This is a genomic window from Chitinimonas sp. BJYL2 (assembly GCF_027257935.1).
Lineage (GTDB): Bacteria > Pseudomonadota > Gammaproteobacteria > Burkholderiales > Chitinimonadaceae > Chitinimonas.
This window is the reverse complement of sequence record NZ_JANZKW010000005.1, coordinates 197,816-212,545: the sequence shown is the minus strand read 5'-3', so window position 1 is coordinate 212,545 and position 14,730 is coordinate 197,816. Positions and strand designations below refer to the sequence as shown.

The window sequence follows — 14,730 nt, the reverse complement described above, 5'->3', positions numbered from 1 at the left end:
TTTGCTTGGCGGCCATAGCGCCTTGGACCCACGCCTTCCCATCTCGAACAGGACCGTGAAACGAGGCCGCGCCGATGATAGTGCGGATTCCCGTGTGAAAGTAGGTCACCGCCAGGCTACCCTTAAAACCCCCAGTCAGTATTCTGACTGGGGGTTTTGCTTTTGGGGACGTGGGATGTGAGATTGCGAGCGTTCGCGACTCTGCCGCCGCCCGTTGGCTTCTGGATATCACGTTAGGCACGGTGTATTGCCACAACTGCCAAGCATGCTGATGCCGGCGGTAGAGCCACAGTTGCCAAGTAGTTACGACTGCTGAGTGGCGACGCGGTTGATATAGCGCATCAGAGTCTGGGCATCTCTTGGCGAGAGTGCTTTGAATTGTGTACCTGTTCGAATGGTCTTGATGCCATTCTTGAGAAAGTAATCGGCTTGCGAGCGGACCTCCAGATCCACAATCAAGCAGTTGCCAGAGGATAGTTCGACCCGCGCCCCTTTGAGTATCAAGCCGGGCACTAGGGCCACACCCGGTATAACACCCAACAGGCCAACGCCACCCAGACTGACATCGGCAACCGAGATCTCGATCTCATCCCCTTTGACGGATAAAAAGCATGAAACAGGCCGGCGTGGTATCAGGTCAAGCCGGAATGCACCTCGGCGCTGCAGATATGAGAAACTGCACGGCATCTCAAGGCGAATGCATAACGATCCAGGTGCACTCTCGTCATATCCGATGAATCGTGTATCGAAACGGAGTTGTTGGCCCGAGAGCCTTGTCAGGCAATGTAGCGCTTGCTGATCAACCACATTGGGCAGTGCCATCTGGTCCAGTATTTCCAGGCTGAGAGATGCATCTCGAATGGTCTGGATCTGACCATAAATGGGCGCCATGCCCTCTGCGTAAAACAGGGCCAAGGTGGCGTCCATTGCTTTCAGTTGCTCAAGCACTGATAGAACATCTTGCTGATCCGCTGCTGATTCCGCGGCGGATATCGGAAAAACATCGGGCAATTCATCCGTAAGCATCGGCGGCATTGGCTGAGCCATGCATGACCCCATGAAATTGATGGCAAGCTACAGATTAGAACAGTAAGTCCTTTACGCCATCCTCAATGGACTGCAGAGGAGCAGACGCAGTGCTCTCCAGGGCCAACTCTGGATTGGTGTCTGGAAACTCGGCATAGAAGAACTCGTCGCGAGGCCCTTTGCTGCCCTCAATGGTCCGGACAATGACCCCCTCCGGGATCGCAACCCGATGTTCGGGAGCGTCCTTCAAGGCACTGGCCATATAGTTGATCCAGATGGGAAGCGCTGCCTGGCCACCGGTCTCCGCCCCGCCGAGCGAGCGCGGCTGATCAAAGCCAAGCCATGCCACGGAGACCAGCGTCCCCTGATAACCAGCAAACCATGCGTCGTGAGAGTCGTTGGTGGTGCCTGTCTTCCCGGCGATATCGTTGCGGTTCAAGACATTTGCTTTTGCCGCCGTACCAAAACGCGTTACATCCCGCATCATGCTGGTCATGATAAATGCGTTTCTGGCATCCAGTGTCCGGGGTGCATCCTTGCCTGCCACTTCTGGCTCGGTTCGGGCGAGGACGCGACCCTTGGTGTCTTCAATGCGATCAATGAAGTAGGAACGTATCCGATAGCCACCGTTGGCGAATACCGCATAACCCTCGGCCATTTGTAGGGGCGTCACGCTACCGGCACCTAATGCCATTGTTAGATAAGCGGGGTGGTGACGCGCTTCAAAACCGAACTTGCTGATATAGGCTTGCGCGTATTCAGGGCTGATGGCTTGCAAGATCCGGATCGATACCAGATTCTTCGATTTGGTCAGGGCGTTCCGGATTGTCATCGGGCCATCGAACTTGCCATCAAAGTTCTTGGGCTCCCACTGTTGCCCGCCTACCGAGGCGGGATCAATGACCAATGGTGCGTCGTTGATTACCGTCGCCGGCGTCAGACCCCGCTCAATCCCGGCGGAATAGACAAAGGGTTTGAAACTGGAACCAGGCTGCCGCCAAGCCTGGGTTACGCGATTGAAATTATTGCGGCTGAAGTCGAAACCTCCCACCAGTGCCTGTATGGCACCGCTGCTGGGGTCGAGGGACACCAGGGCAACCTCGACTTGCGGCAGTTGACCGATATGCCACTCGCCGTTAACGGGATAGGCGCGGATGACTGCACCAGCTCGCAACTGCTGGTTTGGCGAAAGCTTTTTACTGAGTGCGCGCGAGGCGAACTGCAAGGCTTTGCCTTTGATCTCGCTGCGGATACCGCCCTTGATATACACCTTGAGTGCGCCGTTGCCCGTGCTCAGGACGACCGCAGGACGAAGGTCACCTGCGTCGCGAATCTCGCTGAGCTGTTCATCCAGCCAATCCGTGTCGCGCTCCCTGCCATCCTTCAGGTCCAGAAATCCTTCAGGCCCCCGGTAGCCATGACGACGATCATAATCAAGCACCCCCTTACGCGCAGCAGCATATGCAGCGTGCTGACGCGAGGCGACGAGCGTTGTGTAAACGTTGAAGCCCTGTGTATACGCCGCATCCCGATACTTTTCTACGACAACCTGCCGCGCCATTTCCGCGACATAATCGGCAGCAACGCTAAAGGCCTCGCTGGCCTTCCGAATGCTGAGTACTTCCTTTGTGGCGGCTTGGTACTGCGCGGGATCCAGGAATTTCAATTCCCGCATTCGACGTAAAACATATTGCTGGCGGAGTTTGGCTCTGGCCGGATTGACGACCGGGTTGTAGCTGGATGGGGCTTTGGGCAGACCGGCGAGCATGGCCATTTCAGCCGGGCTAAGTTGCTCCAGCGTTTTGCCAAAGTAAACTTGTGCCGCAGAAGAGAAGCCGTAGGCGCGCTGTCCTAGATATATCTGATTGAAATACAACTCCAGGATCTGATCCTTGGAGAGATTGTGTTCGATTTTGAATGAAAGCAATGCTTCATTGAATTTTCTGGAGAAAGTCTTTTCGCTACTCAGAAAGAAATTCCGCGCCACCTGCATGGTGATTGTGCTGGCGCCGGATTGCGCATGTCCTTGAATCAGGTTGGAAAGTGCGGCTCTGGCCACGCCGATATAGTCCACGCCACCATGCTGATAAAAACGTTCGTCCTCCGCAGCGAGAATGGCCTGCTTCATTAGCAGCGGCACTTTGGAAATGGCAACAAAATCGCGCTTTTCCTCGCCAAACTCCCCAATCTGCACACCGTCTTGCGTGTAGACCCGAAGCGGAATTTTGGGTCTATAGTCTGTAAGTGTTTCCAGAGAAGGAAGGCGGGGATAGACCGTGGCCACCGCCAAGGCGATCGCACCGCCTGCGCCAACGACAAGAGTAGAAGCAATGCCTGCAGCTAAGAGTATCCAGCGATGTTTCATCAGGGATGCGGTGTCCAAATGGAAGTGTGGGAATTTCAGGCGCAGTAAGCAGAATACGATAAATGCATAATTCGCCTTTACACCCAATGGGGGCGCTGCTAGGATTTAAAGTGAATTCGTATATAACTCGCGTACGCGACTAATTTGTAAAGGAAATTCAAGTTGAATCTCGATTTCCTGAAGCCTAAGACGCCACCGTTGATCGGTGTGGACATCAGCACGTCTGCGGTAAAGATGGTAGAGCTCACGGATACCGGTAAACATCTTACCGTAGAGCGCTACGTCATTGAGCCGCTGCCCAAGGACGCCGTGGTAGACGGCAACATCGCCAATCTAGAGGCGGTGGGTGAGGCCGTCAAGCGAGCGTGGCGAGTCATGGGGACGCGCGTGCGAAATGCGGCGCTGGCGCTTCCCGCCGCAGCGGTGATAACGAAGAAAATCACCGTCCCTGCCGGCCAGACTGAGGCCGAGCTTGAAATGCAGGTTGAGACAGAGGCCAACCAGTACATCCCCTTTGCACTGGATGAAGTGAATCTTGATTTCCAGGTGCTGGGCCCCTCTGCGGCAACGCCGGATGAGGTCGAGGTGCTGATCGCGGCATCTCGCAAGGAGAAGGTTGAAGACCGAGTGGCTGCCATTGAGTCCGCCGGGCTGAAAGCTTTGGTGATGGACGTGGAGTCTTTCGCCACCCAGGCGGCCTTTGAGCTGATTGCACGCCAGCTACCCGATAGCGGGCAGGGGCAGACGGTTGCGGTGGTGGACATCGGTGCCGCCATGATGCACATCAATGTGTTGCGCGACGGACAGCAGGTCTATTCGCGTGAGCAGGCCTTCGGTGGTAACCAGCTCACCCAGGATATCCAGCGGAAATTCAACCTGTCTGCGGATGAGGCGGAGGCTGCAAAGCGGAATGGCGGTTTGCCTGACAATTACGAGCCGGAGGTGTTGCAGCCTTTCATGGACTCGCTTGCCATGGAAGTATCGCGTGCCCTGCAGTTTTTCTTTACGTCGACACAGTTCAATAGTGTCGATCACGTTCTGCTGGCTGGCGGTTGCAGTGTCATTCCGGGGTTGGACGAAGTGGTTGCCAGTCGCACCCAGATCAGTACGATGATAGCCAATCCGTTCCTCAATATGACCCAGTCAAGCCGCATCAAGACTCGGCAGCTACTCTTGGATGCGCCCTCCCTGCTCATTGCGTGCGGCTTGGCCTTGCGGAGGTTTGACGCATGATCCGGATCAACCTTCTCCCGCATCGGGAACAAAAGCGCAAGGCGCGTGCAACTCGGTTTGCCATTCTGTCGGTAGTGGCCGTAGCAGTCGGGCTGGGGCTGGTCGGTGTTGCTTACGCAATGGTTAGTGCGCAAATCGCCAATCAGGAAGAGCGCAATGCATTCCTTGAGGAAGAGAATGCGAAGCTGGAGAAACAAATTGCCGAGATTGAAACGCTCAAGAAAGAGCGGCAACTACTGCTTGATCGCAAAAAGGTAGTTGAAAGGCTTCAATCCAACCGGGCTGAATCTGTACAGATTTTCGATCAGATCGTACGTCAGATGCCGGAGGGTATGTACCTTAGAGAGTTTAAGCAGTCTACGGATTCCGTAACCCTGATTGGATACACGCAGTCGAGTGCGAGGGTATCAACGCTGATGCGGAGTCTGAATGACTCTCCCATATTTGAGCAGCCCAATCTTGTTCAGATTGAAGTGGTTCAAAATAAGGAGCGGGATGCCAAGCAGTCGGCCATTTCGCAGCGGCTCAGTGAGTTCACCCTCACCGTGCGCATTACGCGTGAAGAACCGGAGCCGGATCCATCCACGCGCAAGGGCGGCAAGGCAAAGGAGGCGGGTAAGTGAACATTAGCCTGGAAGAACTCAAGCGTCTTGATCCGAAAGACATCGCCAACTGGCCGGCACCAGTCCAACTGGCGGTGTTGTGCCTTACTACGTTGCTCGTGGTCGTTCTTGGATACTTTTTGCTGGTTTCAGGCCAGCAGGACGTACTTGCCCAAGGTCGCGCCAGAGAGGCTGATTTGAAGCAGGCTTATCTGGACAAGAAGAGTAAGGCTATCAATCTGGAGGCTTATCGACAGCAACTTGCTGAGATTCAGGAATCATTTGGTGCCCTGCTCAAGCAATTGCCCAGCAAGGCGGAGATGGAAACGCTGATTACCGAGATCAATCAGTCCGGTGTTGGGCGTGGTTTGCAGTTTGATCTGTTCAAGCCAACGCCGAGCGAGGTTAAAACGACCGAATTTGCAGAGCGGCCGATTGATCTGAAAATCAACGGGAACTATCACGATCTTGCCGCCTTTGCGAGCGACATTGCGCAGCTTTCCCGGATTGTTACCTTGACCAACATTCAGGTATCGATGCCGCCACCAAACTCTGCTGACAATGGGGGGCTGCTAACCATGCAAGCAGTTGCCCGCACATACAGAGCTCTGGATGGTGAGGAGGCAGTAGAGGTACGCAAGGCGGAAGCTGATGCCAAGGCAAAGAACAAAAAGTAAGGAAGGGACTGCCATGAAGCCTGTCGTATTCCTGGCGATGAGCGCCTTGACCGTGACCATGTTATCCGGTTGCATCGAAGAGGAGTTCAGTGACCTTAAGTCGTGGATGGCAGAGAGCGAGAGCGAACTGAAACTGAAGAGCCGCATCGATCCGTTGCCGGAAGTGAAGCCCTACCAGCCGCTCGTCTACAATGCCTTTGATCTTGTTGAGCCCTTCAATCGCAGCAAGATGGAGGTAGCAAAGAAGGGCGGGGGCGGAGGCGGATTGGCACCGAACCTGAATCGTCCCCGCGAGACGCTGGAATCATACGATCTCGAAAAGCTGCGTATGGTAGGCACCCTGCAGAAAGATAAGGACATCAACGCCCTTATTCGCACGCCGGATGGAAATCTCTATCGGGTGAAAGTTGGTAGCTATATGGGCCAAAACTTTGGCATGGCCACGTCCATTACCGAGACAGAAGTCACGCTGAAAGAAATTGTCGAAGATAGCAGCGGCGACTGGATTGAAAGAACAAGTGTCCTGACGCTTGATGAGACGGAGCAGAGAAAATGATAAAGCGCCAAGTATGGGTATGGGCGGCCTACGTTGCCATGGCAATGGCTGCTTGCGTTGGCCGGGCGAGCGAGGGTAATGCAATCAAGGCCATCGAGGTAAGGGCAGAGTCTGCTGATCGCCAAGAGGTGTTGATTACATTGCAACGGGCGCCCCAGGTTCCTCCGAGCTTTGTTGTTAACACGCCGCCGCGCATCGCATTTGATTTCGTGAACACGATCAATGACAGCGGGAAGTCCAGCATTCCCGTAAGCGGTGGAAATCTGCGCTTGGTTAATATTGCTGAGGCAGGCGGCAGAACTCGTCTGGTTTTGGGCTTGTCGAGGGCGGCCAGTTACGAAACCAAGGTGGAGGGCAATGTATTGCGCATTGCAGTCGCTGCAAACTCGCAGGCTCAGCAAGCCAGTAATGCGACGACTTTGTTTGCCGCCTCCGAAGGGGTCAAAAAGGAGTCGCTCCGCAATGTGGATTTCAGGCGCGGTCAGAATGGGGAGGGCCGCGTTTCCGTGGAGCTATCCAGCGCCTCGATGGGTATTGACATTCGACAGCAAGGCAAAAGCCTGATCTTGGAGTTTGCGAAAGCAGGGTTGCCGCGTCAGTTTGAACGGCGAATGGATGTAACCGATTTTGGTACCCCGGTGCAGACCATTGATACCTACGCCCAAGGCGATACCGTGAAGATGGTTATTGAGCCGAAAGGAAACTGGGAGTACTCGGCCTACCAGACGGAAAACCGCTTTTTTGTCGAAGTGAAGAGTATTGATGAGCAGGCAAAGCGGATTGCGCAGCTGGATAAGCCCACCTACAAAGGCGACAAGCTATCGCTGAATTTTCAGAACGTCGAGGTACGCACGGTTCTTCAGGTGATTGCGGAATTTACCGGCAAGAACATTATTACAAGCGATACGGTAATCGGTAGCCTCACCTTGCGCCTCAAGGATGTTCCTTGGGATCAGGCTCTGGACCTGATTTTGCAAAGCAAGGGCCTGGACAAGCGAGACAACGGTAATGTCATGTGGGTTGCACCGCGTGAAGAAATTGCACTGCGGGAAACACAAATCGCCGAAAGTAAAAAGAAGCTCGCAGAAGTCGAGCCTACTCGATCGGAATCCTTCCAACTGAATTATCAGAAGGCAGAGGATGTTCGGTCGATGCTGATGAGTGACAAGCAGCCGTTTTTGAGTAAGCAAGGGACGGCCATTGTTGAGTCCCGTACCAATACGCTCATTGTCAGCGACATTCCATCCAAGCTGGATGAGGTTCGCGCCCTGCTGTTACGTACTGATGTGGCTGCGAGGCAAGTCATGATTGAGGCTCGAATTGTTGTCGCTGATGACACTTTCAGTCGAAACTTGGGGGTGCGTCTGGGCTTGCGCGGCGATCGCACAGCGGGAAGCAACACTCGCGTTGGCATCAGCAACGACATCAATTCATCAATTGATGTGCTCAACAACGGTGTGGGTGGCAGCGCAAGCACGCAAGGCACCGTGGTCAATCTGCCTGCCGGCGTGTCGTCTGGCGCGAGTCTCGGCGTGACCTTGGTCAATGCAGCCCAGGGCGCCTTGGTGTCTCTTGAGTTGCAGGCACTGGAGGCCGAGGGCCGTGGGCGTACCGTGTCCAGCCCAAGGGTGATCACGGCAGATCAGCAGAAGGCAACCATTTCTCAAGGCCGTCGTTACTACATCATTGTGCCTGGAGGTTCCGGTGCCAGTGCCGCACCGCAGGAAAAAGAGGCCGCACTTAAACTTGAGGTTACGCCGCGCATTACGCCCGACCGACGTGTCTTCATGGAGCTGAAGGTCAGCAATGATGTCCTGACGCAAACAGGACAGTTCCCGGTGGTGGAGACCAAGGTTGTCGAAACCAACGTGCTGGTCGGTAGTGGCGACACGGCTGTCTTGGGTGGTGTCTATGAGATGCAAGAGAGCGATGGCGAGAGCAAGGTGCCATGGCTGGGGGATATCCCTGTTGTTGGCAATCTCTTCAAGGCAAAAACCAAGGCCGCTGCCAAGAAAGAACTCTTGATATTCATTACCCCACGTATTCTGGATGACGCACTCAACCTACGTTGACCCGTCGCCATCCGTTACAATGCCCGGCATGAATTTGCCGGGCAATTTTTTTCTGGTGGGCTTGATGGGTGCGGGCAAGACGACCATTGGTCGTGCTTTGGCCCGTATTACCAACAAGACTTTTTATGACGCCGATCATGAGATCGAAGCGCGTACGGGCGTGCGTGTGTCGCTGATCTTCGAGATTGAAGGTGAGCCGGGATTCCGGGCGCGAGAAACTGAAGTCATTGATGTACTCAGCGCCATGAACGGGATTGTGCTGGCTACAGGCGGTGGGGCAGTGCTGGACCCTGTTAACCGCACCAATCTTGCAAGTCGCGGGTTCGTGATTTACCTGCGTGCCTCGGTGGATGAACTCTACCAGCGGACACGGCATGATAAGAACCGGCCGTTATTGCAAACAGAGGACCCCAGAGCAAAACTGCAGGCCCTGTTTGAGCAGCGAGATCCCTATTACCGCGAGATTGCCGACATGGTGGTAGACACCAGCAGGCAGAGCGTGAACCAGCTCGCGCTCAAGATCGTTGAAGAGTTGCAAAGTATTCATGCGCACAGTAAAGCTTGATCTACCCCAATCCCCCTACCAGATACTGATCGGCCAAGGCCTGCTTGATGCGATAGCGCCCATTCTGGCCGTGCTGCCTCAGAAGCGTGTCGTGATCGTGTCAAATACCACGGTGGCCCCGCTCTACATGAATCGCCTTTGCGCCACCCTGGGGGCAGCGGGGGTGCGCTATGCCACGGTCTTGTTGCCGGATGGTGAGCAATACAAGACATTTGATAGCCTCCAATTGATCCTCGAATCCCTCTTGAGAGAACGTTGCGAGCGCAAGACCACGCTGATCGCACTGGGCGGTGGTGTGGTTGGCGACATTACCGGACTCGCGGCCTCTCTGTATCAACGAGGTATGCCGTTCATCCAGATCCCGACAACCTTGCTGGCACAGGTCGATTCCTCCGTTGGCGGCAAGACGGCTATCAATCACCCCTTGGGCAAGAACATGATTGGTGCCTTCCATCAGCCCAGCTTGGTACTGGCTGATCTGGATGTGCTCAAGACCCTGCCCGACCGGGAGTATTCGGCGGGACTGGCCGAAGTAATCAAGTATGGGTTGATTGATGATCTGCCCTTTCTTGAGTGGCTTGAGGCGAACATGCCGGCGCTGGTGCGGCGCGATCCGAGTGCGCTGGAGTACGCTGTCGAGCGCTCCTGCCAGAACAAGGCCCGGATTGTCGCGATGGATGAGCGGGAGGAGGGAGTGCGTGCACTGCTGAATCTGGGTCATACCTTCGGCCACGCCATTGAGGCAGGGCTGGGGTACGGCGTATGGCTCCATGGCGAGGCCGTGGGCGCGGGTATGTGGCTCGCTGCCCACGCATCTGCCGCGCTGGGCAATCTAAGTGAGTCGGATGTTGACCGTATAGCGCGACTACTCCGCGCGGCCGGGTTGCCTGCCGAGGCTCCCGCTTTGGGTTTTGAGCGCTGGATGTCCTTGATGGCCCAGGACAAGAAGGTTGTTGAAGGGCGAATCCGCTTCGTGCTGCTGAAACAGCTGGGCTTGTCGTATATCGACTATCTCAGCGAGGCGCAACTGCGTCCCTTGCTACCCTGAAGGCCGGGTGGAATCGATGGCGCGCATGCTCAAGCGCAGTCTGGATATCTTTGCCAGTCTGATACTGATGATGTTACTGGCCTTGCCGCTGCTGATGATAGCCGTGGTGCTTCGCATGCAGGGCGGCCCTGTTTTGTTTGCCCACTGGCGAATTGGTCGGGGCGGGCGGCGTTTCCCCTGCTACAAGCTCAGGACGATGCTGCCCGATGCGGAGCAGCGGCTTGCGGCGCTCTTGGCAGAAAGTGCTGACGCCAGACAGGAGTGGGCGCGTGATTTCAAGTTGCGCAAGGACCCACGTGTTACGCCTTTGGGCGAGTTCTTGCGCAAAACCAGTATCGACGAACTGCCGCAACTCTGGAACGTACTGATCGGTGATATGAGTCTGGTGGGGCCTCGCCCCATTGTGGCCGAGGAGCTGGCGAGATATGGGCCGCATGCGCCGTCCTATCTGTCCGTCAGGCCGGGGATTACAGGGCTTTGGCAGGTAAGCGGGCGCAATGACACCAGTTATGAACACCGGGTTTCACTGGATGTGCACTATGTGCAGAACTGGAGCCTAGGGATGGATTGCCGCATCCTTGTACGCACCATCGGCGTGGTGCTGGGCCGTACGGGAGCTTATTGATGTCCCGGCTTATTCCACCAACCTGGATGCAGGCTGAAACGTGGACGAATCGCCCGCGGTAGCCATCTGTAGTGCCGGCCGAGCTGGTAGCCAAACCATTTGGCAGCGTTGCTTGCGCAGGCCCTGACCTTCCAGCGACATCCATAGCTGCTGAGCCAGCGCCACTCGGATGCGACATACCTGCGCCCTTCGCCTCCGGGCGTCCCGAAAGCCTGGATCAGCCACGGCGTCATCGTGTGCATGGCGCCGGTATCAAAATAGCGCCGGAACTCCTCAATCACACGATAGTTGTGTGAATGCCGTACTTGAGCGTGTGCGGCGTAAATGACGGTGTGGCCGGCCATCAAGAGCCGGGCACAGGTCTGCATGTCTTCGCCGAACAAGGTGCCCTGCGCGAATCCGCCGATCTCCAGCAAAGCGCTGCGCCGCCACGCGGCAAAGGAATTCGAGCAGAAGGCGGTCCGGATACCTGATTGCACCCGATCTTCAAACCGGTTGGCTTTGGGTATTGCGGGATAGTTGAAATGGCGTGCGTGCGCTGCAATCGGCGTGGCCTCATCATGGGGCAGTTGACGACCATACGCGACGGCAACACGGGGGGCGGTGAAGGCAGTGATCAGCGCCGCTAGCGCATGCTCATTGTCGAGCAGCGCATCCTGCGTGAGGCATACGATGATGTCGCAGTCCTGCAGTAGGCGGACACCAAGCTGGCGCGTGCCGCCGTGATCGAAATCTGTCCGGCTGATGAGGTGTGTCTCGTAGCCTGCCGCACGTGCCAGCGTGAGGGTGTTGTCAGTGGAGGCCGAGTCAATGACAAGTACGCGATCGGGTTGTCGCGTCTGAATGGAGAGCGCATGAATCCACGCGGGCCAGCGGCTCCCCGCGTTCAGCGTCGGGACCAGCAGACCAACGCGCATGGGCTTGGTGCTATCGGAAAGGACGCTGTTCACTCAGCAGGCTGAACAGATATTGGCCATAGCTGTTCTTGGCCATGGGCGTGGCCAGTCGCTCAAGCTGGGCAGCGTCGATATAGCCTTGGCGGAAGGCTACCTCTTCCGGACTGGCGATCTTTTGCCCTTGGCGCTTTTCCAGCGTCTGGATAAAGAGTGAGGCTTCCAGCATGGACTCATGGGTGCCCGTGTCGAGCCATGCATAGCCGCGCCCCATGATCTCTACACGTAGCTTGGCGGCATCGAGATAGTGGGCGTTGACATCGGTGATTTCCAGCTCGCCTCTGGGTGATGGGCGAATGGATTTGGCAATATCGACGACATCATTGTCATAGAAATACAGGCCTGTGACGGCATAGCGCGACTTGGGCTGCGCCGGCTTTTCCTGCAGGCTGATGGCCTTGCCCTGCGCATCAAATTCAACAACGCCGTAACGCTCAGGATCTTGCACGGCATACGCAAAGACGGTTGCGCCTGCTTCAGCCCCCGATGCTCGCTGCAGCAGAGTCTGGAAGTCATGGCCGTAGAAGATATTGTCGCCGAGAACCAGCGACACGCTGTCGCGGCCGATGAATTCTTCGCCCAGGATGAAGGCTTGCGCCAGGCCGTCCGGGCTGGGTTGAACCTTGTATTCGAGGCAAATCCCCCACTGGCTGCCATCACCAAGCAACTGCTGGAAGCGCGGCGTGTCTTGTGGGGTAGAGATCACCAGGATGTCGCGTATCCCTGCCAGCATCAGCGTGGTCAGGGGGTAGTAAATCATGGGTTTGTCATACAGCGGCAGGAGCTGCTTGCTCACGGCCAGTGTCGCTGGATAGAGGCGGGTACCGGAGCCACCGGCGAGAATGATGCCCTTTCTCATGCCTGACTCCGTTCGGCGTAATTGGTTTGCGGCCACTCGCGGTAAGCCCCGCTGGTAATGCGCGCCACCCAGTCCGGGTTATCCAGATACCATTGAATAGTCTTCTGAATGCCGGTTTCGAAGGTCTCGGCAGGTCGCCAGCCCAGCTCCTGCTCCATCTTGCTCGCATCGATGGCGTAGCGGCGGTCGTGGCCCGGGCGGTCGGTGACGTAGCGGATCTGGGTTCGGTAAGACAGGCCGTCCTCACGGGGGCGGGCCTTGTCGAGCATATCGCAGATGAGATGGACGATTTCCAGATTGGGCTTCTCGTTCCAGCCGCCAATATTGTAGGTTTCCCCGCATCGACCCGATTCAAGGACGCGCCGGATGGCAGTGCAATGATCCCCGACATACAACCAGTCGCGCACGTTCAAGCCATCACCGTAAATGGGCAGGTCCTTGCCGGACAAGGCATTGCTGATCATCAGGGGGATCAGCTTTTCCGGGAACTGATAGGGGCCGTAGTTGTTGGAACAATTGGTCGTGAGTACGGGTAGACCATAGGTATGGTGCCAAGCGCGGACCAGATGATCCGAGGCCGCCTTGGATGCCGAATACGGGCTGTTGGGCTGGTAGCTGTGGCTTTCAGTGAAAGCGGCGTCTTGCGGGGCCAGTGAACCATAGACCTCATCGGTCGAGATGTGCAGAAAGCGGAATGCGCTGCGCGCAGGCTCAGGCAGGTCTGACCAGTATTGACGAGCGCACTCCAGCAGACTGAAGGTGCCGAGAATATTGGTGTCGATAAATGCCCGTGGACCGTGAATGGATCGATCGACGTGCGACTCGGCAGCAAAATGAACGATGGCTCGAGGTTGGTGCTGATCGAGCAGGCGAGTCACCAATTCGGCGTCGCCGATATTGCCAACGATGAGCTGGTGCCGCTCATCGCGCTCCAGGCTCGCGAGATTGTCCCGGTTGCCGGCATAGGTGAGTTGATCCAGCGTGATGACCGGCTCATCGCTTGATGCCAGCCAATCGAGAACGAAGTTGCTGCCGATGAAACCGGCGCCGCCAGTAACGAGGATCAAGATGTACTCCGGTAAGCGGGGTGCGCGACTTAGATGTAGCCGTCGGGATTGTTGGATTGCCAGCGCCAGGCGTCTGCACACATCTCGGACAGATCGCGTTTGGCATGCCAGCCCAGCACCGACGAGGCGCGCGTTGCATCGGCATAGTAGCTGGCGAGGTCGCCTTGGCGGCGAGGCACATAGCGGGACGGGACGCGTTTGCCCGAGGCACGCTCGAAGGCACGCACGACTTCCAGTACGCTGTAACCGCGGCCGGTGCCAAGGTTAAGGGTAAGCAAACCACTCTCGGTAGCAAGATACTGCAGGGTCTTGACGTGACCTTCGGCTACATCCATGACATGCAGGTAGTCACGAACACCAGTACCATCGGGTGTCGGGTAGTCGTGCCCGAAGATGGGTAGTTCGGCGCGCTTGCCGATGGCGACCTGGCAGAGATGGGGCATCAGATTGTTGACTGACCCGCGTGCGTCTTCCCCGATCAGTCCGGAGGGATGTGCGCCCACCGGGTTGAAGTAACGCAAGATGCCGATATGCCAACTGGGGTCGGACTGCACCAGATCATGCAGTACATCTTCCACCATCATTTTGCTGCGCCCGTAAACCGTATTGGGTGCTAGCGGGGCTTCCTCGCGATAGGGTACGCGAGCGCCTTCGCCGTAGACGGTAGCCGATGAGCTGAACACCATCCGCCGCACATCATGGGCGGCCATGGCATCCAGCAGCGTGAGGCTGGCTTCAAGATTGTGCTGGTAATAGCGCAAGGGTTCACGTTGCGCCTCGGCAATCGCCTTGAGTCCGGCGCAATGCAGAACGCCGGCAAAGGCATACTGCGAAAACACGCGCTGCAGCAGCGCGCGGTCACGCAGATCACCCTCGTGCCACAGCACCGAACGGCCCGAAATCTGGGCAATGCGGTCCAGGGCGGCTGGTTTGCTGTTGGAGAAATTGTCGACTACGACAACGTCATAGTCCGCGGCTAGCAGTTCCACACAGGTGTGGCTGCCGATATAGCCGGCTCCTCCTGTTACGAGTATTTTTTGTCGCATGCTCTCATGCTAGCGTTATTGTGCAGTGCAACCAAG

14 protein-coding genes and 1 rRNA gene are annotated in these 14,730 nt (G+C 56.5%); 9 read left to right on the top strand and 6 right to left on the bottom strand.

The annotated features are described in order from the left end of the window. The first annotated feature begins 4 nt into the window (after positions 1–4). A 5S ribosomal RNA gene (gene rrf, locus O9X62_RS15030) occupies positions 5–117 on the top strand. Between the two features lie 186 nt (positions 118–303). On the opposite strand, the gene O9X62_RS15025 is transcribed toward rrf, so the two are convergent. Beyond that, positions 304–1,047 (bottom strand): flagellar brake protein, encoded by a 744-nt coding sequence (locus tag O9X62_RS15025; protein ID WP_269533744.1) that lies wholly within the window; start codon positions 1,045–1,047, stop codon positions 304–306. 34 nt (positions 1,048–1,081) lie between these two features. Continuing rightward, positions 1,082–3,391 carry a penicillin-binding protein 1A gene (locus tag O9X62_RS15020; RefSeq protein ID WP_269533743.1) on the bottom strand — a complete coding sequence of 770 codons (2,310 nt, stop codon included), beginning with the start codon at positions 3,389–3,391 and terminating at the stop codon, positions 1,082–1,084. A 162-nt stretch (positions 3,392–3,553) separates the two neighbouring features. Here O9X62_RS15020 and O9X62_RS15015 point away from each other — a divergent pair, with 162 nt between their 5' ends. The 8 genes from O9X62_RS15015 to O9X62_RS14980 are packed head-to-tail and all read left to right on the top strand — an operon-like array spanning position 3,554 to position 10,769. Continuing rightward, the gene (locus O9X62_RS15015) at positions 3,554–4,624 is read left to right on the top strand and encodes a pilus assembly protein PilM (protein ID WP_269533742.1); all 1,071 of its coding nucleotides are present in this window, start codon (positions 3,554–3,556) and stop codon (positions 4,622–4,624) included. Next, entirely contained in the window at positions 4,621–5,247 is a 627-nt protein-coding gene (locus O9X62_RS15010) for a PilN domain-containing protein (RefSeq protein WP_269533741.1), read from the top strand. The genes O9X62_RS15015 and O9X62_RS15010 overlap by 4 nt, the downstream gene beginning before the upstream one ends. Beyond that, positions 5,244–5,903, top strand: coding sequence for a type 4a pilus biogenesis protein PilO (locus tag O9X62_RS15005; protein ID WP_269533740.1), 660 nt, complete (start codon positions 5,244–5,246; stop codon positions 5,901–5,903). Before O9X62_RS15010 ends, O9X62_RS15005 begins: the two co-directional genes overlap by 4 nt. Positions 5,904–5,916: 13 nt before the next feature. After that, positions 5,917–6,459 (top strand): pilus assembly protein PilP, encoded by a 543-nt coding sequence (locus O9X62_RS15000; protein WP_269533739.1) that lies wholly within the window; start codon positions 5,917–5,919, stop codon positions 6,457–6,459. Continuing rightward, the gene (locus O9X62_RS14995) at positions 6,456–8,531 is read left to right on the top strand and encodes a type IV pilus secretin PilQ (RefSeq protein WP_269533738.1); all 2,076 of its coding nucleotides are present in this window, start codon (positions 6,456–6,458) and stop codon (positions 8,529–8,531) included. The genes O9X62_RS15000 and O9X62_RS14995 overlap by 4 nt, the downstream gene beginning before the upstream one ends. 19 nt (positions 8,532–8,550) lie before the next feature. Then, positions 8,551–9,096 carry a shikimate kinase AroK gene (aroK, locus tag O9X62_RS14990; protein WP_308446494.1) on the top strand — a complete coding sequence of 182 codons (546 nt, stop codon included), beginning with the start codon at positions 8,551–8,553 and terminating at the stop codon, positions 9,094–9,096. Next, entirely contained in the window at positions 9,077–10,144 is a 1,068-nt protein-coding gene (gene aroB, locus O9X62_RS14985) for a 3-dehydroquinate synthase (RefSeq protein WP_269533736.1), read from the top strand. Before aroK ends, aroB begins: the two co-directional genes overlap by 20 nt. A 16-nt stretch (positions 10,145–10,160) precedes the next feature. Further along, complete coding sequence (locus O9X62_RS14980) at positions 10,161–10,769, top strand: sugar transferase (RefSeq protein WP_269533735.1); 609 nt, start codon at positions 10,161–10,163, stop codon at positions 10,767–10,769. Here the strand turns inward: O9X62_RS14980 and O9X62_RS14975 are convergent. Genes O9X62_RS14975 through galE form a run of 4 tightly spaced genes read right to left on the bottom strand, consistent with a single transcriptional unit; the run spans position 10,763 to position 14,694 of the window. Beyond that, complete coding sequence (locus O9X62_RS14975; RefSeq protein ID WP_269533734.1) at positions 10,763–11,686, bottom strand: glycosyltransferase family 2 protein; 924 nt, start codon at positions 11,684–11,686, stop codon at positions 10,763–10,765. The two genes, O9X62_RS14980 and O9X62_RS14975, sit on opposite strands and share 7 nt — an antisense overlap. 10 nt (positions 11,687–11,696) lie before the next feature. Next, the gene (gene rfbA, locus O9X62_RS14970; RefSeq protein WP_269533733.1) at positions 11,697–12,581 is read right to left on the bottom strand and encodes a glucose-1-phosphate thymidylyltransferase RfbA; all 885 of its coding nucleotides are present in this window, start codon (positions 12,579–12,581) and stop codon (positions 11,697–11,699) included. Continuing rightward, positions 12,578–13,651, bottom strand: coding sequence for a dTDP-glucose 4,6-dehydratase (gene rfbB / locus O9X62_RS14965; protein ID WP_374708406.1), 1,074 nt, complete (start codon positions 13,649–13,651; stop codon positions 12,578–12,580). The genes rfbA and rfbB overlap by 4 nt, the downstream gene beginning before the upstream one ends. A gap of 26 nt (positions 13,652–13,677) precedes the next feature. Further along, positions 13,678–14,694: a UDP-glucose 4-epimerase GalE gene (gene galE, locus O9X62_RS14960; protein WP_269533731.1), complete on the bottom strand. Its 1,017-nt coding sequence runs from the start codon at positions 14,692–14,694 to the stop codon at positions 13,678–13,680. Between the last annotated feature and the right edge of the window lie 36 nt (positions 14,695–14,730).